We start from the raw sequence: 18800 nt of genomic DNA on the forward strand, positions 1-18800 counted from the left end.
AGTTGAAACATATGAGATTATTTTTTCAAATAATTGCAGGTTTGATAGGAGCAGCTGCAATTCTTTTTAGTATCACATTTTTATTAGGAGCTGTTACAGCTTTAATCACTAAATCTTCAACACCAACAAGTATAGCAGGTCTTATTATTGGTGCTATTATATTAATTATTACTCCAGCTGTTATTGGTTTTATTCTGTTGAAATGGGCATTTACAGCCCACAAAATAGAGCGAAGGAAGTTAAATAAAAAGGAAAGAATGGTTCTTCAGCTTGCAGAAGATAGGGGCGGCAGGCTTACTTTAACAGAGTTAGCAATGGAAACACCACTTACGTTAGAAGAAGCAAAGGATTTGCTAGATGAATGGGCAATAAAAGGCTATGCCACAATTAAGATCTCGGAAAAAGGTACTCTCGTTTATCATTTTTATGATAGTTTGACCATTAAAGAAAAGCAGGATGCTAAGGGAGTGTCGTCATTTGAACAAGGCTAAATATAGGAATCGCTGGTTGACAGACATTCGCTTCGAAGATGTTTTAACTAAAAAAGAATCAAAACATTACGCTGTTTCATTAGCACTCGGTTTTATTGGTATGATTCCTTTTATGTTTGCATGTATAAGTATGGTAATTTCCCTAAATTTAGTAGTAGCATTAGTATTTTGGAGTTTTGCGTTAGTAACATTAGGAACAGGAGTCACTTTCATAATTATTACACATAGAAAAATTAAAAAGCGAACGGATATCTTGATTGAAAATGAAATACTCCAACGAGCGACAGCTGAACGTGGTAAATTGATACAAGCAGATATTTATGTGCTACCATTTCCTAAAAGCCAATGTGAAAAAGTGATAGAAAAACTAACCCGCCTTGATCTTTGTGAAATACAACAATTTACAGCAACAGGAGATATCTATTTTTTCCCTCATATTACCTCTCACCAAGAAAAAATGGAAGCGAAAGGAGTTACGGAATTTTAACGTAGAACTACCTATTATAAGGCGTTACAAGTGTGATGTTATAGAGAATCCTTCATTACGGGAATTAACTAGATTAGAAGTAATGAAGGGATGTACGTAACTTTAGGCATTTTTAAGTTATAGGTGATTTTTACCATTTTATATTAAAATATTGAAATATATTACTATTAATGCTTATAATTGGATATAGCTATTGGCCAATAGTTTCCATCATAGAGTATCCACCATACTATTTAAAATAATAGGAAGGAATGGTACCCATGCGTTTGAAACACGTAATAATGATAGCGTTTACATTACTGGTAGGAAGTCTTGTTTTTGCCGAATCGACAGCTGCGATCTCCTTAGATTCAAGTAAAAGCTATAAATTAATAAACAGACACAGTGGGAAAGCTCTAGAAGTTTTCGAATGGTCGACGAATGATGGTGGAAATGTTGTTCAGTATGATGACTTAGGTGGCCTCAATCAACAATGGAGAATTGTAAATGTTGGAGAAGGTTTCTTTAAAATTACTAATTTGCATAGTTTGAAAGCATTGGAAGTGCATGACTGGTCAACGGAAGATGGCGGAAATGTTAGTCAATGGCACGACTGGAATGCAGCTAGTCAACAATGGTCTATCCAAGAAGTTGGTAACGGCTTTGTTAAAATAATCAACAGACATAGCGGAAAGGCACTAGAGGTATTTGATTGGTCTACTGAGAATGGCGGAAATGTTGTTCAATGGACAGATTGGGGTGGAGCAAGCCAGCAATGGAGGATTATTGAAGTCCCTCCAAGTGACACTATTACAGTACATGACACTATTGTAGTAGAAGAAGGACAAGTATTTGATGGTGAAGGAAAAAGATATGTAGCGAATCCAGATACTGTCGGGGATGGTAGTCAAGCAGAGAATCAAAAAGCGGTATTCAGGCTTGAAGATGGAGCTACTTTAAAAAATGTCGTTCTCGGTCATCCTGCTGCAGATGGAGTCCACACGTATGGAGACGTACTCGTACAGAATGTTGTTTGGGAAGATATTGGGGAGGATGCTTTAACGATTAAAAGCCAAGGTCATGTCATTGTTAAAGGTGGAATGGCCCAGCATGGAAGTGATAAAGTCTTTCAGGTAAATGCTCCATCTACCTTTGAGATTATTAATTTTACAGCGAATAACGCTGGGAAAATGATTCGACAAAATGGAGGATCTACCTTTAAAACAAGTATTACTATCGAAGGTAGTGTTATAACGAACATGGATGAAGCGATTTTTAGAACGGATAGTAATTCAAGCGAAGTAAGAATGACGAATACAAGATACTCAAGAGTCGGTCAAAAATGGTATAACGTTAAAAATGTATCAGAAAGCGGGAACATTGAGTTTTAAATGATAGGAACATCCCCCGGCTATGTTTCCGGGGGATTGTTTTTATAAACCTAATGTTTTATTTGGAACTTTGATCCGGAAGGAAATTTGATCATTTTCTAAATCAAATTGTTGTACCTTAACTCTAAAATTACTCTTTAAATCCATTTGGGTGATTGCAATATAAATATGTTCTTCCTTTGGATTAATCGTAATCCACTCTGGTGTATCGATGCGATCATTCACATATTTTAATATTCTGTCCTGTGGGAGTCGGAGCAAACCTAACGACATATTGTTTGACTGTAAAACCAGGTCCCCATTTTCTTGAACAATAGGGTCAAACGTTATTTGGATTGGCACTTCCGCTCCAAATGCGATAATCGTACCAAGCAACTTTACTTCATCTTCCAAACTTATCATGTACGTAAAATTATCTTCCTTCGGTAGTTTACCTAGATATGCATTTGCTAGTTCACTTAAGTTGTCCTTGCCTGAACGAATGGTAAACTCTGCACCTGCATCTTCTTCAATAAATTCTTTAGTTGGATAGTCTGGACTTTCTACGGGCCAAAAAATGAATAGGAAGACTACAATGACAATACCAATATTAATGGATAGTAAAAGGAAAAAAAGTTTCTTCCAGTTGTTCCATACTCTCATGCTACTCACCCTTACTCTGTAACGACTTCTAAATCATTTTCTAGATATTCTAACACCCTATCAGCCATCATTTGATATCCTTCATGATTAGGATGAAAGTTATCATCAGCTAAGATTGGTTCATTTACTTGATTGAAAATATCTTGCATTGGTATAAAATCAACCTGTTCGTATTTATTTACAGCCTCCAGGCTTTCATTATTCCATCCCATAATAATTTGGTCCAAAGCTTCTATATCGTTAAAATATCGCTCGAACGGATTGTAAAAGCCTAGTAAATAAATTTTTGCGTTCTCATTCATTGCCGATATTCGTGATAAAATTTCTGAGAGTCGATGACCGTAAGGATCCCGTTCAGCATTGAAAGGCTCGACAGTAAGATTCATAAAATTATCTCTTACAATTTTCATTACATCGTTCGCACCGATTGTAATGAGAACAATGTCAGCTTTTTCAATAGAATCTACAATTTCTTCATCATCAAGTCTATTTAATAGTTGATCAGTACGATTTCCTCTTTTTCCAAAATTATCAAAGGTAACTTGGAAGTTTTGATCAAGTAATCTTTGTTCTAAAATCCCTACATATCCACCGTTACCCGTTTCATCCCCAACACCTTGTGTCAATGAATCACCGATAGCAACAATGTGCGTATCTTTTTTGAAAATTCGTAAAGCTTCTTTTACTGCTTCGCGAACACTATTACCGAATTCTTCTGTTTCATTGGGCTCAGCTTGTGTATAATCTTGTAGCTGTTGCTCACTTACTTCTTCCGAGGCATCTTCTTCGAGGAGATTAGATTCAATTTCTTCATTTATACTCTCCTGAGTAATGAATGTAAGGGCAACAGTTACACATACAGCAATAGCTGCTATAGATAATAAAATTTTCTTCTTTTTCATTATGACCACACCTGCATGCTATAATAAGTCGCATTTAATTAAATATATATTTCATTTAAAAAAGTTCACCTTTATTTGATGATAGCCTCATCATAACAAATTTTCTAATAAGAATATACGTCTCCGTGTAATAAATAATTAAGATTAAAGAGGTAGGTTCTTAGAGTATTTATTTTAACCCATACCCTAAATAATTTATTTTATAACATGGGTATGTTCCATATAAGAATATGCAATAGAGAAGTTATTGATGATTTAGATTCTTATATCCTTTGGTTAGTGTAAATGTGGAAATGGAATACGTCATTAAACGACGGCAAGAAATGGCAGGTTGTTAAATGAATATCATAAGAGAAGTGAAACTTTTAAAATTCTGATTGAGTTTTTTAAAAGGAGTGCTTTCCAATGCAGAGAAATTATACGGTTATAACTTTGGAGATTGTTTGGACTATTATTTTTCAGGTATGAGCTTTTACTGGGCAATGGAAGAAGCCGGTGATAAATAAAACTTTTTATTACGTTACAAAAATCGTGTTACCACCACTATGCTTAGTGACGGTAACACGATTATTTTTTATCTACTGGGGTTTTGTCCCAGCCTTATTTAACTTCTTAGTCCTCAATTTCTCTAAAACTACCATACTTGGCGAATGCGTTTTTCTTCTGATAGAGGGCAAAGTCCTTCAATGATAATTTGACCATTTTCCTTTGCTTTGTTACGAACGTTATCATTTACAGAACCTTCTAGGAACCAAATAATCTTTTCATCTCCACTGTAGAGCTCTTCAGCTTTAGTTGTATCTGCAACAAAAAGAACGTCTGCAGATTGTTCGCTCTTTTCCTCGGATAAGAAATATCCGATTTTTTGTAATCCTGAAAGTGCTTTAGAAGCTTCGATTTCTCCAGCTACAGCAAACTGTATTGGTCGAGCGCCTCCTTCTTCCCATGCATATGGAGTGGATAATGCCCATTCAATCGCTCTTTCTTCTGTTACTTGTATCGTAGGCTCACTATTCGTAGCCTTTGCAATTGCTTGGTCTAAATCAGCAATAATATCTTCTGGTGTTTCTAGCCCAACAGATAAGCGAACTAATTCTTCCGTCGTACCAGATAACTTCAATTCTTCACCACTTAATTGTTGGTGAGTGGTAGAAGCAGGATGGATAATAAGTGATTTAGCATCTCCAACATTGGCAACATGGGACCATAATGTAATATTATCAATTAATGCACGACCTGCGTCCCGTCCACCTTTAATACCGAACGTGATAACAGAGCCAAAGTGTCCAGGTCGGAAGTATTTTTTCGCAAGCTCATGAGAAGGGTGATTGTCTAAGCCGGGATACTTAATCCATTCTACTTGCGGATGATTTTTTAAGTACTCTACTACTTTTTTCGCATTTTCATTATGACGATCCATGCGAAGATGTAAAGTTTCTAAACCTTGAATGAAGTAAAATGCATTTTGTGGTGCAATCGATGGACCGATATCACGTAACAATTGAACACGTAATTTTAATGCGAATGCAGCTGGTCCCACATCGATACCAAAACGAATACCATGATAGGTTTCGTCTGGTTCTGTAAAGCCAGGGAATTTCTCGCTATTCCAATTAAAACGTCCAGCATCTACGACAATACCGCCGATAGAAGTTCCATGTCCACCAATCCATTTCGTTGCGGAATGGACCACAATATCTGCTCCCCAAGTAAGAGGTTTGCATACATAAGGCGTAGCAAATGTATTATCGATAATTAATGGAATCCCATTGTCGTGTGCAATCTCTGCAACCTTTTCGATATCAAACACGTAAAGGCTTGGGTTCGTAATTACTTCTCCAAATATAGCCTTTGTTTTTGGAGTGATTGCTTGTCGAATGTTTTCAGGGTCAGATCCATCGACAAATTTAACGTCGATTCCGTATTTTGGTAATGTCTTGTTAAATAAATTGAATGTTCCACCATACAAGTTGCTGTCGGCAATAATCTCATCCCCACTATTGGCTAGATTAAAGATAGCCATAGTGATAGCAGACATACCAGAAGCGGTAGCAACTGCTGCTAGTCCACCTTCAAGCTGAGCAACTCTTTGCTCGAACACATCGGTTGTGGGATTCATGATACGAGAATAAATATTTCCTGTTTCCGCTAGTCCAAATAAATTTTGTGCGTGTTCCGTATCATTAAATACGTAAGAAGTAGTTTGATAGATTGGAACTGCACGAGAGTTAGTAGTGGGGTCTACATTCTGTCCCCCGTGTAGTAATGATGTTTCATTTCCTGCTTTAAAGAAAGAATTTCCCATGATAAAACCTCCTGAATAATTAATGTTTTAAGGTAAAATCTTGATGACGAAATACTCTCTAAGAAATAAAAAACTCTTCTTTAGATAAAGAAGAGGGTTTACTTCATAAGTCCTCCTCTTATCTCTCAGGTAATCACCTGTAGGATGTAGCACCTTTACAATTTATATAAATTAAATTGTCGGTTGCCGGGCTTCATAGGGCCTAATCCCTCTGCCGCTCTTAATAAGAGTATTATCGTATTGAATTGCACTTATTATAAACGAACGGTTCTTATTCGTCAATCATTTATCAGAAATTTTAGAAAACTCTTTGCGCCGTGTGTACCGCACCGATTCTTAGCTAAGGCATATATATATTCTAGATACTATTTGAAGAAAGGAGATTGTTTATGCCTTCACATGATAAGAATGGATTTCAAGAATGGGGAGAGGAATTTATTCGCAAAGTAGATGCCTTGCTACACGAAACACCAGACAATAATAATATTATGAGGAAAATAGATGATTTTTTTGAACAAGCAAAGTCCAATTTTAGCAAGATTCCAGTAGATATTTATGAAACAGATGATGAATGGTACGTTACGGCTGATTTGCCCGGAGTAAAGAAAAGCCAGTTAGATTTACGATTACATGGAAATGAAATTACGATTAAAGTGCGACATCAAGAAGATACAAAAACAGAAGACAAAATGCAAAAATATTATTATCGAGAAAGAAAGGTTCATCATAATCAACGAACAGTCCGACTCCCTTTTTCTGTAAATAGAAAGACAGCATCCGCGCAATTTAATAATGGACAATTAATCATAAAAGGACCGAAAGATAAAAATTCGAATTATCGACTAGAAATAGAGGATTAATTGGTTAACGAATAGGCAGCCTATAGAAACAGGCTGTCTACGCTCTCTTATTCGATATTTAACAAGTGATTATGCTATATTAAGAGTAGATATATAGGAAGAAAGGGGGGACTGTTGTTGGTAATAACTCAATTTATCATAAGCATTATTTTATTGTTTAATATAATTTTATCTTTAACAATTGTTTTCCTAGAGCGTAAAAGTCCCACTTCTACATGGGCATGGATTATGGTTTTAACGTTTATCCCAGTACTCGGATTTATTTTATATCTTATATTTGGCAGGAAATTGAGTAATAAGCGTATCTTTACATGGGATACGAAAGCGAAGTTAGGTGTAAAAACAGCTGTTCAACATCAGCTAAGAGAACTAGAAAATAAGGATTTTTACTTAAATGATGAGAGAATGGTACCTTATGCTGATTTAATCTATTTGCATTTACGGAACAATGATGCAATCTATACGCAAAATAACGATGTGAAAGTTCTCACAGATGGTAAACGTAAATTTGAAAATCTAATGGAAGATATCGAAAGCGCAACAGACCATATTCATTTACAATATTATATCGTTCGTTCCGATAATTTAGGAAAAAGATTAGCGGAATTACTAATCAAGAAAGCAATGGAAGGCGTAGAAGTAAGGTTTTTATATGATGACATGGGGTCAAGACGTTTAAGTCGGAGACTAATAAAAAAGATGAAAATAGCTGGAGCCGAGGTGGAAGGTTTCTTTCCTCCTTTAATTCCAAAAGTCAATCTGAAAATCAATTATCGAAACCATCGTAAAATCGTAGTTATTGATGGGGAAATTGGTTATATCGGTGGTTTTAATATTGGAGATGAATACTTAGGTATTGATGAGAAATTTGGATATTGGCGAGATACCCATCTAAGGTTAGAAGGTTCAGCTGTCCAGCAACTTCAGACACGTTTTATTTTGGATTGGAATCAAGCGTCAAGGAATGATATCGAGTATGAAGAGAGATATTATGCAGCAAAAAATGCTGGGGACATTGGAATGCAAATTGTATCTAGTGGACCGGATTCTGATTATGAACAAATTAAACATGGCTACATTAAAATGATTATGTCAGCGAAAGAATATGTTTACATTCAAACACCTTATTTCATTCCCGATGATAGCCTACTTGATGCATTGAAAATTGCCTCACTTTCAGGTGTCGATGTACGGGTAATGATACCAAACAAACCGGACCATCCTTTTGTTTATTGGGCTACATATTCCTACATTGGTGACTTATTACGTGCAGGAGCTAGAGCCTTTATCTATGAAAATGGATTTCTCCATGCCAAAATGATCGTTGTAGATAGCCAAATTGCATCTGTTGGTACAGCAAATATTGATATGAGAAGTTTTCGTCTTAACTTTGAAGTGAATGCTTTCTTATATAATGAAACACTTGCAGAGATGCTAGTAGATGAATTTGAAAAAGATTTAGAGGTCTCTACAGAATTAACTTATGAAAAATACCAAGAACGCTCGATTTGGATCCGAATTAAGGAGGCTATGGCTCGCTTAATTTCTCCCATTTTATAGAGCGAGTTTTTATGGGAAAAACTATCACTTCTAATTTGTCTATTAACGATACTAGTCATATGCAGAGAAAGGACCGAACTACAATGCGAGGTTTAAGAGTAGAGAATTTAGTAAAAACATATGGGGAAAAGGTTTTATTTAATAAAATTTCCTTTTCTATTATGGAAGGCGAACGGATTGGTTTAATCGGAGTAAACGGTACCGGTAAATCTTCTCTGTTAAAAGTTCTAGCGCAAGTCGATGAAGCGGATAGTGGCGAATTAATACACCCTAATGATTATGAGGTGGCGTATCTTGACCAAAGTCCAGAACTAAACAGTGATCAGTCTGTTCTTGATCACATTTATTATGGTGAGGTAGATATCATGCAAGCTTTGCGAGCTTATGAGCAAGCAGTAGCCGAGCTGGAAACCTCTCCTGACGATTCCATACTGCAAAAAAATTTATGGAAAGCACAAGAAAAAATGGATGAATTAGATGCTTGGGATGCGATGACCCAAGCGAAAACGATTTTAACAAAGCTTGGTGTCCCATCGTACACGAAACGTTTGGGCGAATTATCTGGTGGCCAGCAAAAAAGGGTGGCGATAGCTAAAGCACTTATCCAACCAACGGATCTATTAATCCTGGATGAGCCTACGAACCATTTAGATAGTGATACGATTGAATGGTTAGAGGAGCATCTCTCTCATTATCGCGGCGCCCTCTTATTAGTTACACATGATCGTTATTTTCTTGATCGAGTAACAAACCGTATATTTGAACTTCATAAAGGTAATCTTTATACATATGAAGGCAATTATACGCATTTTCTAGAACAGAAGGCTTTAAGAGAACACCAAGAACTAGTAGCTGAACAAAAGCATAAAAATATCTTAAAAACAGAGGTAGCTTGGTTAAAAGCGGGAGTTAAGGCACGAACGACCAAACAGAAAGCTCGAATTGAACGAGTACAAGCGATGCAAGAAGAAACATTTGACACACAAAAGTCTAGTATCTCGTTTGATGCAGGATCCAAGCGTTTAGGAAAGAAAGTAATGGAAGTGAAAGACTTATCAAAGAGCTATGAAGGTAAGCTAATATTCGAAGACTTAAATCTATTACTAAAGCCAGGTGATCGGATCGGTATTGTCGGACCAAATGGAACTGGGAAAACCACATTGCTCCAACTGTTAGCAGGCTTGGAAGAACCAGATAAAGGGACTATAGAGGTTGGGGAAACAGTGAAAATTGGCTACTATACACAGCATCATATGTTACTAGATGATTCGGTAAAAGTAATTGATGTGATTCGGGATGTAGCAGAGGTAATTCATACGACGAGTGGCGACGTTATTACAGCTGAGCAAATGTTAGAACGCTTTTTATTCCCAAGATCTCAGCAATGGACATATGTACATAAGTTATCTGGTGGAGAGAAAAGAAGACTTTATTTATTATCCGTTTTAATGGAAGAGCCTAATGTATTAATGCTTGATGAGCCAACAAATGATTTAGATACAGAAACGTTAACAATTTTAGAAGATTATTTAGATTCTTTTCCTGGTGTCGTAATTACGGTTTCACATGATCGATACTTCCTTGATAAGACAGTAGACCAATTGTTAATAGCTTCTGCTTCTACGAAATGGGAGCATTTTTATGGGAATTATAGTGAGTATCGTGAACAAGTGACAGTACAAGAAAAAGAAACACCAAAAACAAAGTCAGTAATAGAACGCCCGAAACCGAAGAAAAAGAAACTATCTTATATGGAACAAAAAGAATGGGAAACGATTGAAGATGAAATAACAGAATTAGAAGAAGAATTAGAGATTACACAGCAGGCAATTGTGGAGGCGGGCAGTGATATGGAAGTCATCCAGCCACTTTTCGAAAAACAAAAAGAGTTAGAGAAGCAACTAGAGCTCAAAATGGAACGATGGGAAGAGCTTTCCCTTTTAGTAGAAGAATTGGAGGACGTATAAAATGGCGAATCCAAAATGGATGGAGAAGTATGCAGAATTAGCATTAAAAACGGGTGTTAACTTACAAGAAAATCAAGTATTAATGATTAACTCAACAATCGAAGGAGCAGAATTCACGCGAATAGTAGTGAAAAAGGCATATGAATTAGGAGCAAAAAATGTTCATATTAATTGGTCAGACGATGAACTAAATCTCTTGAAATTTCAACATGTTTCTACGGAGGAACTTACAAATATCCCCCAATGGCAAATTGATAAGAACCTTGATTTAGCTAAAGATGGTGCTGCGCTGTTATCAATACGCTCAACTAACCCAGATTTATTAAAAGATATTGATCCAGAAAAAGTTGGGAGATTTAATAAAGCAAATGCAGAGGCAATGAAAGAGTTTCGCCAATATACGATGAATGATCGTATTCGTTGGTCGATTATTTCCATACCAACTGCAGAGTGGGCGCAAAAGATATTTCCTAATTTATCGAAGGAAGAGGCAATCGAAAGCTTATGGGAGCAAATTTTTAAAATTGTTCGTGTAGATAAAGAGGATCCGATTGGTGCTTGGGAGAAACACAATGAAACGTTGCGAAAAGCACATGAATATTTGAATAAGAAAGCATTTAAGGCACTAAGATTCCAATCCGCAGGTACAGATATTCGTTTTGAACTACCTAAGGGGCATATTTGGAAGGGAGGAGCTGCAAAAACTCCAGATGGTCAGCCATTTAACCCTAATATGCCTACAGAAGAAGTGTTCACTGTTCCACATAAATATGGGGTAGACGGAAAAGTTACAGCGACAAAACCACTTGTTTATGGTGGAAACCTTATTGATGGTTTTAGTTTAACGTTTAAAGACGGTAAGGTTGTTGATTTTGAAGCTGAGAAAGGCTATGACACGTTAAAGCAGTTACTTGAAATGGATGAAGGAGCAAAAAGATTAGGTGAGTTAGCACTTGTTCCTCACTCTTCACCAATCTCCCAATCCAATTTAATATTCTATAACACACTATACGATGAAAATGCTTCTTGCCATATAGCATTAGGAAAAGCGTATCCAACGAACTTAGAAGGTGGTTCTTCTATGAGTGAGGAAGAATTAGACCAACATGGAGTGAATGACAGTTTAACACATGTTGACTTCATGATAGGGTCCGCGGATTTAAACATCGATGGAGAAAACGAAGATGGAACAACGGATGCTATTTTTCGTAATGGTGAATGGGCGATAACATTTGATTGATGTATACAACTAAAGCCGAACGCTTTTTTACAAAGTAGTTCGGCTTTAGTTTTACTATCCATTATCCTATTTGTCTTCTTCGTTCATTGACTGTAGTTTTTTTCTTAAGTCTGATATTTCCTTTTCCAATCGTTCCAATTCTAGCTCTGTAAAATGAGTATTTGACTTCACGTACACTAACTTTTCCATATCGGCAGATAAACGCATATGATCTGCTTTTAAATCCTCTATTTCTCGTTCAATTTCTTTTCTATTCATTTATAAAACAACCTCCATCTTTAATAGCTAACTTCATTGTATCATGAAATGGATTCCTTCCTCACTACCAATGGAATATGCTTATGGAAAAAATTACATAACATCAAATTTGGAGCATTCGTGATTATGTGGGAGGATATGCTTCAAACTCTCCATTAAATTCAGTCTCGTTTACATCATTTTAGAATTTGTGGTTTAATCGGAGAATTCAACGGGTAAGTGAAATTGTGTGCTTTGCAACAATTCTGTAACATTTTAACTAGCACTTTTTTTGAAGAATTTTTTCTCATCAGGTTCGATTCGGTATAGTAGAACGAAGCTGATGTGGGAATTGCTCCTAATATTGATACAAGAAGTGGTGAATGTAACTTGTATGGAGTTTAGCAACAATTGGTGCTAGTAAATTTTTTATTCGGCGAATTAGACAGAATTTTTTCGCATAGATAGTAAGTATCATAGTCTTTTAGAAATCGACGTTACTTACACCAGAATGCAAGCTGAGTCTTTTTGTGAAGTAGTCGGGAAGGAGATGGAATTTGCTTGAAGTTCTTCAGTTGGCTTGATAAAGCAGTATTAAAAATAGAAGAGTTTATATTAAGTGCCTCTATTATCGTCATTGCACTTATGGTTTGTGCAAATGTAATCAGTCGACAATTCTTTGGTCCAAGTATTCTATTTCATGCCGAAGTAGCGAAGTTTGCTGTTGTTGTGTCTACATTTATGGGCATTAGCTATGCTGCAAGGAAAGGTCGACATATTAGTATGTCAGCCCTCTATGATCTTGTACCAAAAAAAATAAGAAAAGGGATGGCAATTTTAATCCCGTTGGTTACGTCGGTCGTACTATTTACTCTTGCATACATCTCATTTGATTATGTATCTGGTGAATATGGAAGAGGAACAACAACAACGAATTTAGGAATACCTACATATTTGATGTATATGTTTATACCGATAGGTTTTATTATGGGTGGTATTCAGTACGTAAGAAACTTCTTAGTGAATATCATGAACAAAGAAGTTTACATTGGTACAGACGCGTTAGACTACAATGATATAAAACCAGAAGATAGAAATATTGAAGATGAAATGCAGATTTAATAGGGGAAAAGTGAGGATAATGAAATGATAACGACGTTATTAATAGTAATGATTGTTTTGCTTGTGTTAAATTTCCCGATGATGATCCCACTAATCATAGCACCCTTTGTAGTAGTTTTATTAGGCTACACAACTTTTGATATTAGTCCCTCCATTATGATTGGTCAGCTCGTAACAGGTATCGAATCCTACCAATTACTCTGTGTCCCTTTGTTTATTTTTGCAGCTGATATTATGACAGCTGGGAAAACCTCTCGCCGATTACTTGATTTCATCGGTGCTTTTGTAGGACATTTACGAGGCGGTTATGCGGTAACAACTGCAGCTGCGTGTTCGTTGTTTGGAGCGATTTCTGGCTCCACACAGGCTACGGTTGTAGCAATTGGTAAGCCAATGCGTGAGCGTTTGTTAAAGGTAGGCTACAAAGACTCAAGTGCGATGGCTTTGATTATAAACGCAAGTGATGTCGCTTTACTTATTCCGCCAAGTATAGGGCTAATCATGTATGGTTTAGCTGCAGGGGAGTCTATTGGAGATTTATTTATCGCGGGAATTATTCCGGGTTTAATCGTATTTTTAGCATTTACGATTTATAGCGTGATTTATGCAAAAATCAAGAACATTCCGTTAGCGGATCGAGCTACTTGGAAAAAAAGATTGCAACTATTCAGAAAAGCAGCTTTACCGTTAGGCTTTCCGATTTTAATAATTGGCGGTATTTACATGGGTTGGTTTTCTGCAACAGAAGCAGCAGGGATTTCGGTATTATATGCACTAATTTTAGAAGTGTTTATATTCCGTTCGGTGCATATTAAGCAACTACCAAGTATTGCACTCTCTACAGGACTTGTAACCTCAGCCGTTTTTATCTTGGTAGCTGGTGGTCAAGTTTTCACTTATATTGTAAATTTAGAGCGAATTCCTCAACTGCTGTCAGATGCAGTGTTAGGAGCAGATCCAAGCCCAACATATGTTTTAATAATTGTTACAATCTTTTTCTTTATTGGATGTATGTTTGTGGACCCGATAGTAGTTATTCTAGTACTAACACCAATCTTTGCGCCGATTGCTGCTCAAGTAGGTGTAGATCCAATACATTTAGGTATTATTATTACGTTCCAAGCGGCACTAGGATCAGCAACTCCGCCATTTGGAGTCGATATATTTACCGCCAGTGCTGTGTTTAATCGGCCGTATATGGATGTTATTCGAGGAACCCCTCCATATATCGCTATCTTAGTTGGAATTTCTGTATTGTTAATTATGTTTCCACAGCTTTCTCTCGCTTTATTATAGCGGAAAGCTAAATATAAATTTTTACAAAATTATAGGAGGTAATCATTATTTTTAACAAAAAGTATTCTGTTTTATTCGTATTATTATTAGCAGTAGGTTTGGTTCTTGCAGCTTGTGGGGGTGGCGATTCTTCAAATGGGGATTCAGACAACGGAGATTCAGACAACGGAGATAGCGACAACGCCGATACTGGTTCATCTGCTGAATGGCTATTCATTACAGAAGAGACAGGCGAGCAAGTACAAATGGCATATGCGAACGAGTTTAAAAAACGTATTGAAGAAAAGACAGATGGTGATGTAACAGTAACTACTTATGAATTTGGTGGTCTAGGTACTGAGACAGATAACGTTGTAGCACTACAAGAAAATACGGTTCAATTAGCGGTAACTTCTCCAGGATTCATTGGTAATACGATTCAAGAAAGTCAGATCTTTGGATTGCATTATCTATTCCCTGATAGTGTAGAAGAAACACACAAAATCTTAAACGAGAGTGAAGCTATTAATGTAGATTTAGTGAAACAATATGAGGAAATTGGTTTAAAACCACTTTCTTTCTGGACAGAAGGTTTCATGATGTGGACTAGTAACAAGCCAGTAACTTCTGTTGCTGACTTTGAGAATTTTAAAATGAGAATTCAAGGAACGAAGCTACAAGAGGAAGCGTGGAAAGCTTATGGTGGTACACCACAAACGATGAGCTGGGGAGACTTATACACTGGTCTAGAAAATGGAACAGTAGATGGTCAAGATAACCCAATCTTCTTTATTGCAGATGCATCTTTCAATGAAGTGCAAGACTATATGACACTATCTCGTCATAATAACTATGTTGCAACAACGACCGTAAATATGGACTGGTTTGAAGGTCTTAGTGAAGATTATCAACAATTAGTGGTAGAGACAGTTGAAGATATGCAAGATTGGATATTCGAAGAGCAAAAATCTCAAAACGAGCATTTCTTAGAAGTAATTAAGGAAAGTGGAACAGAAGTAGTAGAATTATCAGAAGAAGAATTAGCAGAATTTAAAGAAGCGTCCATGGGTGTACGTGACTTCTATCGTGAAGAAGTATCAAGAGTAGATGGAGCAATCTTAGATAAGCTTGAGCAAGAAATCGAAGAAATAGTTGGAGAGTAAATGAAAAGCCCCTTACTAGCTAATGCTAGTAAGGGGTTTAATATTGGCTATAAAATAGGTGTGTCGTCTTCAGGCTGTCTTTTTTTCCACTCATCATAGAAATGAGCAATTACGGTTTTCACGACTGCATAAGCTGGAATGATGAAAAGCACACCTAGAAAACCTGCAATTCCTCCCGCTGCAAGAATAAGTGTAATAACAGTTAGTGGGTGTAGTGATAGGGCACGGCCCATAATGTTCGGTGAAATAAAGTTACTTTCAATTTGCTGTGCGACAACCATGACTGCAATCGCCCATAGTGCAATTATTGGATCTTGGAAAAAGCCAACAATTACTGCAGGTACAGCAGATAGAAATGGTCCAATAAATGGGATGAAATTCATTACTAAACCGAATAAAGCTAAAGATAATGAATAATTTAAATCTATTATTAAGTAACCAATATAAAGCATCGTCCCTACACAAATACTAACGATAAATTGACCTTGTATAAAGGAGGACAGCGTATTGTTTACTTCAGATGTAAGCTTTTTAAAGCTTGTTGCTTGCGTTGGCTTTAAAAACTTCGTTATAAAAGGAACAAATTTGTGTCCATCCTTTAACATAAAGAATAAGAAAAATGGTATTAAGAAAAAGGAAAAGACAAAACTGAAAACTTGTCCAATCGTATTAATGATTCCGGCAGTAATGACATCAGCTGAATTTCCAAGTTGATCAAGGATATTGTTTATTGTATCTTCGACCTGTTGAGGAATTATAAACTGCCTTTCCTGCCACATATCAATGATTTTTTCTGTTGAATCGACCATCTTTGGAACACTATCAGTAAAATTCGTGAATTGGCCTTGGACGGTTGGAGCAATAAAGAGAACAAATAACGCAAGCACTAAGAGAATTAGGAAGAAGACGATTAAAGTTCCCCAAATTCTAGCGATCTTTTTCTTTTCCAACCAATCAACAAGTGGATTCGTCACATAGAAGATAATCCCTGCACCTATAATTGGCACAGCAATGGCTGCTAAATAAGCAGAAACTGGCTCAAAAATAAAGCGTGTTAAATAGATTAAGTAGACTAAGCCAAAGGTTAATATAAGCGTTACTAGAATACGATTAATTTTCCGATCAAACAAAGCCATCCCAACTTTCTACAACTTATTTCTAATATTACTATTCTATCATAGAACAATTTTTAATTGGAACATTAAGGTAAAGCATGAATAGAAACCGTTGTCTCTTTATGATACTATATAGGAAACATTGCTTGTTAAAGGGGGATACATTTTTATGGTTTGGCAAGAAACATATGAAAAATGGACAAAACACACAGCTCTAGACAAAGATTTGAGGAAACAATTAGAAGAGCTCCAAGGTAATGATAAGGAATTAGAGGATGCTTTTTATAAAAATTTATCATTCGGTACTGGAGGTATGCGAGGCATACTAGGACCAGGTACGAATAGAATGAATGTTTATACGATACGTAAAGCTGTAGCAGGCTTAGCAAAATACATAAAATCAAACGTGAATGATGCAGAAAAACGTGGAGTCGCAATCGCATATGATTCACGACATATGTCGAAGGAGTTTGCAGTAGAATCAGCAAAGGTATTGGGTGCTGAAGGTGTAAAGGCCTATGTATTTGAATCTCTACGTCCAACCCCTGTACTTTCGTTTGCTGTTAGACATTTACAGGCAGCAGCTGGAATTATGATAACTGCAAGTCATAATCCACCTGAATATAACGGTTTTAAAGTGTACAATGAAGATGGTGGACAGGCTCCATTGGAAGAAGCGGAAGCAATTATTAATGAAGTTAACAAAATTGATAGAGAATTAGACATTTTAGTTAAAAATGAAGAAGAGCTACTTGAAAGCAATCTTCTCGAATGGATTGGTGAAGATGTTGATAAAGCGTACCTTGAACAGTTAAAAACGATTCAAAAACAAGCGGTCAACGAGTCAACATTAGAAATTGTTTTTACACCATTGCATGGAACAGCTTATTATCCGGTCATGGATGGCTTACAGCAAATGGGTTTTCAAAACATTCATGTAGTAGAAGAACAAGCGAAGCCAGATCCGGAATTCTCTACCGTTAGCTCGCCGAATCCAGAAGAACATCAAGCATTCGAAATGGCGATTGCGTTGGGAGAAAAAGTAGATGCAGATATATTAATAGGAACGGATCCAGACGCAGATAGATTAGGTGTAGCGGTAAAAGACGCAAGCGGCGCTTATCAAGTGCTCTCAGGGAATCAGTTAGGTACGTTATTACTTGATTACACACTTTCCCAAACAGAAAATCTAACAAACGGAAAAGTAATCAAAACAATTGTTACGACAGAAATGGGCCGAGCCGTTGCAAAGCATTATGGAGTTGAAACAATTGATACGCTAACAGGGTTTAAATTCATCGGTGAGAAAATTAAACAATTTGAATTAACACATGAGCATTTTCTATTCGGTTATGAGGAGAGCTATGGCTATTTAATTGGGGATTTTGTCCGTGACAAGGATGCTGTTCAAGCAGCTGTTGCAGCATGTGAAGTAGCACATTATTGGAAACAACAAGGAAAGACGTTACTCGAAGCATTAGATACTCTCTATGAAAAGCATGGTTTTTATGTAGAAAAAATGAATTCACTTACGCTTAAAGGTAAAGAAGGAGCAGAACAAATAGCCACGATTATGGAGGATATTCGAGAACGTCCGTTTACCAATTTAGCTGGTCTAAACATCGTAGCTGTTGAGGACTATCAAACAAGCGAACGCTATTTACCTCTTGAAGAAAAAAGCGAAGATATTACACTGCCTAAAGAAAATGTAATGAAGTTCTTGCTTGAGAATGAAGCATGGGTTTGCTTCCGACCTTCGGGTACAGAACCGAAAATTAAAAGCTACTTCGGCGTAAAGACAGATAGTAAAGATGATAGTGAAGCCTTAATTAAAACAATTCAGGAAGAAGTAGAAGAGCGAATTGCTAGCATTCTGAAATAAAGAACGGTCTGTTTCAACTATTAAATATGTAGAAAAAGGATAAATATCTAAATAGCTCGTTGACATAATTCGCTTTTTCCGCTATTCTTAATAAGTATTATAAAGGGGAGTAGCTGTACAATTGGTGTCGTCATTACGAGAGAAAATCTCCGGCATCATTGGCAACTCTACGTTGTTAGCGA

The 18800-nt window shown here is 36.5% G+C and carries 16 protein-coding genes, 1 pseudogene and 1 riboswitch; of the genes and pseudogenes, 12 read left to right on the top strand and 5 right to left on the bottom strand.

Annotated features, from left to right (window positions below; genetic code table 11):
* The first annotated feature begins 11 nt into the window (after positions 1-11).
* The 4 genes and pseudogenes from GGQ92_RS09035 (at position 12) to GGQ92_RS16415 (ending at position 2348) form a co-directional block, all read left to right on the top strand.
* Complete coding sequence (locus tag GGQ92_RS09035) at positions 12-491, top strand: hypothetical protein (RefSeq protein WP_184247441.1); 480 nt, start codon at positions 12-14, stop codon at positions 489-491.
* Complete coding sequence (locus GGQ92_RS09040; RefSeq protein WP_184247444.1) at positions 478-978, top strand: hypothetical protein; 501 nt, start codon at positions 478-480, stop codon at positions 976-978. Before GGQ92_RS09035 ends, GGQ92_RS09040 begins: the two co-directional genes overlap by 14 nt.
* Before the next feature lie 281 nt (positions 979-1259).
* Positions 1260-1742 (top strand): annotated as a pseudogene (locus GGQ92_RS16410) (RICIN domain-containing protein); the annotation flags it as partial.
* 24 nt (positions 1743-1766) lie between these two features.
* Complete coding sequence (locus tag GGQ92_RS16415) at positions 1767-2348, top strand: pectate lyase (protein ID WP_425486396.1); 582 nt, start codon at positions 1767-1769, stop codon at positions 2346-2348.
* A gap of 42 nt (positions 2349-2390) precedes the next feature.
* On the opposite strand, the gene GGQ92_RS09050 is transcribed toward GGQ92_RS16415, so the two are convergent.
* The 3 genes from GGQ92_RS09050 to GGQ92_RS09060 form a co-directional block, all read right to left on the bottom strand.
* Positions 2391-2990, bottom strand: a complete 600-nt coding sequence (locus tag GGQ92_RS09050; protein ID WP_184247450.1) for a YpmS family protein — start codon at positions 2988-2990, stop codon at positions 2391-2393.
* Positions 2991-3001: 11 nt separating this feature from the next.
* Positions 3002-3892 (bottom strand): SGNH/GDSL hydrolase family protein, encoded by an 891-nt coding sequence (locus GGQ92_RS09055; RefSeq protein ID WP_184247453.1) that lies wholly within the window; start codon positions 3890-3892, stop codon positions 3002-3004.
* Positions 3893-4526: 634 nt separating this feature from the next.
* A complete protein-coding gene (locus GGQ92_RS09060) occupies positions 4527-6197 on the bottom strand; it encodes an O-acetylhomoserine aminocarboxypropyltransferase/cysteine synthase family protein (protein ID WP_184247456.1) in 1671 nt (556 codons plus the stop codon).
* A gap of 115 nt (positions 6198-6312) precedes the next feature.
* Positions 6313-6427: riboswitch (SAM riboswitch) on the bottom strand.
* Positions 6428-6586: 159 nt separating this feature from the next.
* Here GGQ92_RS09060 and GGQ92_RS09065 point away from each other — a divergent pair.
* From GGQ92_RS09065 to GGQ92_RS09080, 4 genes are all read left to right on the top strand, one after another.
* Positions 6587-7057 (top strand): Hsp20/alpha crystallin family protein, encoded by a 471-nt coding sequence (locus tag GGQ92_RS09065; RefSeq protein ID WP_184247459.1) that lies wholly within the window; start codon positions 6587-6589, stop codon positions 7055-7057.
* A gap of 117 nt (positions 7058-7174) precedes the next feature.
* On the top strand, positions 7175-8617 hold the full coding sequence (gene cls, locus GGQ92_RS09070; protein ID WP_184247462.1) for a cardiolipin synthase: 1443 nt from the start codon (positions 7175-7177) through the stop codon (positions 8615-8617).
* Positions 8618-8700: 83 nt separating this feature from the next.
* Complete coding sequence (locus tag GGQ92_RS09075) at positions 8701-10584, top strand: ABC-F family ATP-binding cassette domain-containing protein (RefSeq protein WP_184247611.1); 1884 nt, start codon at positions 8701-8703, stop codon at positions 10582-10584.
* A gap of 1 nt (position 10585) precedes the next feature.
* Positions 10586-11824, top strand: coding sequence for an aminopeptidase (locus tag GGQ92_RS09080; RefSeq protein WP_184247464.1), 1239 nt, complete (start codon positions 10586-10588; stop codon positions 11822-11824).
* Between the two features lie 66 nt (positions 11825-11890).
* Here GGQ92_RS09080 and GGQ92_RS09085 read toward each other — a convergent pair whose 3' ends face one another.
* Positions 11891-12082: an SE1832 family protein gene (locus tag GGQ92_RS09085; protein WP_184247467.1), complete on the bottom strand. Its 192-nt coding sequence runs from the start codon at positions 12080-12082 to the stop codon at positions 11891-11893.
* A 540-nt stretch (positions 12083-12622) separates the two neighbouring features.
* Between GGQ92_RS09085 and GGQ92_RS09090 the strand changes: the two genes are divergently transcribed.
* The 3 genes from GGQ92_RS09090 (at position 12623) to dctP (ending at position 15621) form a co-directional block, all read left to right on the top strand.
* A complete protein-coding gene (locus GGQ92_RS09090) occupies positions 12623-13183 on the top strand; it encodes a TRAP transporter small permease (RefSeq protein ID WP_246384319.1) in 561 nt (186 codons plus the stop codon).
* 24 nt (positions 13184-13207) lie between these two features.
* The gene (locus GGQ92_RS09095; protein ID WP_184247470.1) at positions 13208-14479 is read left to right on the top strand and encodes a TRAP transporter large permease; all 1272 of its coding nucleotides are present in this window, start codon (positions 13208-13210) and stop codon (positions 14477-14479) included.
* 98 nt (positions 14480-14577) lie between these two features.
* Positions 14578-15621, top strand: coding sequence for a TRAP transporter substrate-binding protein DctP (gene dctP, locus GGQ92_RS09100; RefSeq protein WP_221437281.1), 1044 nt, complete (start codon positions 14578-14580; stop codon positions 15619-15621).
* Positions 15622-15668: 47 nt separating this feature from the next.
* Here the strand turns inward: dctP and GGQ92_RS09105 are convergent, their stop codons facing one another.
* Positions 15669-16757, bottom strand: coding sequence for an AI-2E family transporter (locus GGQ92_RS09105; RefSeq protein WP_425486395.1), 1089 nt, complete (start codon positions 16755-16757; stop codon positions 15669-15671).
* A 148-nt stretch (positions 16758-16905) separates the two neighbouring features.
* Here GGQ92_RS09105 and GGQ92_RS09110 point away from each other — a divergent pair, with 148 nt between their 5' ends.
* Positions 16906-18618: a phospho-sugar mutase gene (locus GGQ92_RS09110; RefSeq protein ID WP_184247476.1), complete on the top strand. Its 1713-nt coding sequence runs from the start codon at positions 16906-16908 to the stop codon at positions 18616-18618.
* Positions 18619-18800: the final 182 nt, after the last annotated feature.

The organism is Gracilibacillus halotolerans (assembly GCF_014206945.1).
Taxonomy (GTDB): Bacteria; Bacillota; Bacilli; order Bacillales; family Amphibacillaceae; genus Gracilibacillus; species Gracilibacillus halotolerans.

What these genes read in the sequence shown, in the direction of transcription:
- GGQ92_RS09075 (WP_184247611.1), top strand. Translation starts at nt 8,701, where the DNA reads ATGCGAGGTTTAAGAGTAGAGAATTTAGTAAAAACATATGGGGAAAAG.
- GGQ92_RS09055 (WP_184247453.1), bottom strand. Translation starts at nt 3,892, where the DNA reads ATGAAAAAGAAGAAAATTTTATTATCTATAGCAGCTATTGCTGTATGT.
- GGQ92_RS09085 (WP_184247467.1), bottom strand. Translation starts at nt 12,082, where the DNA reads ATGAATAGAAAAGAAATTGAACGAGAAATAGAGGATTTAAAAGCAGAT.
- GGQ92_RS09095 (WP_184247470.1), top strand. Translation starts at nt 13,208, where the DNA reads ATGATAACGACGTTATTAATAGTAATGATTGTTTTGCTTGTGTTAAAT.
- GGQ92_RS09080 (WP_184247464.1), top strand. Translation starts at nt 10,586, where the DNA reads ATGGCGAATCCAAAATGGATGGAGAAGTATGCAGAATTAGCATTAAAA.
- GGQ92_RS09065 (WP_184247459.1), top strand. Translation starts at nt 6,587, where the DNA reads ATGCCTTCACATGATAAGAATGGATTTCAAGAATGGGGAGAGGAATTT.
- GGQ92_RS09050 (WP_184247450.1), bottom strand. Translation starts at nt 2,990, where the DNA reads ATGAGAGTATGGAACAACTGGAAGAAACTTTTTTTCCTTTTACTATCC.
- GGQ92_RS09035 (WP_184247441.1), top strand. Translation starts at nt 12, where the DNA reads ATGAGATTATTTTTTCAAATAATTGCAGGTTTGATAGGAGCAGCTGCA.
- GGQ92_RS09060 (WP_184247456.1), bottom strand. Translation starts at nt 6,197, where the DNA reads ATGGGAAATTCTTTCTTTAAAGCAGGAAATGAAACATCATTACTACAC.
- GGQ92_RS09105 (WP_425486395.1), bottom strand. Translation starts at nt 16,757, where the DNA reads ATGGCTTTGTTTGATCGGAAAATTAATCGTATTCTAGTAACGCTTATA.
- GGQ92_RS09110 (WP_184247476.1), top strand. Translation starts at nt 16,906, where the DNA reads ATGGTTTGGCAAGAAACATATGAAAAATGGACAAAACACACAGCTCTA.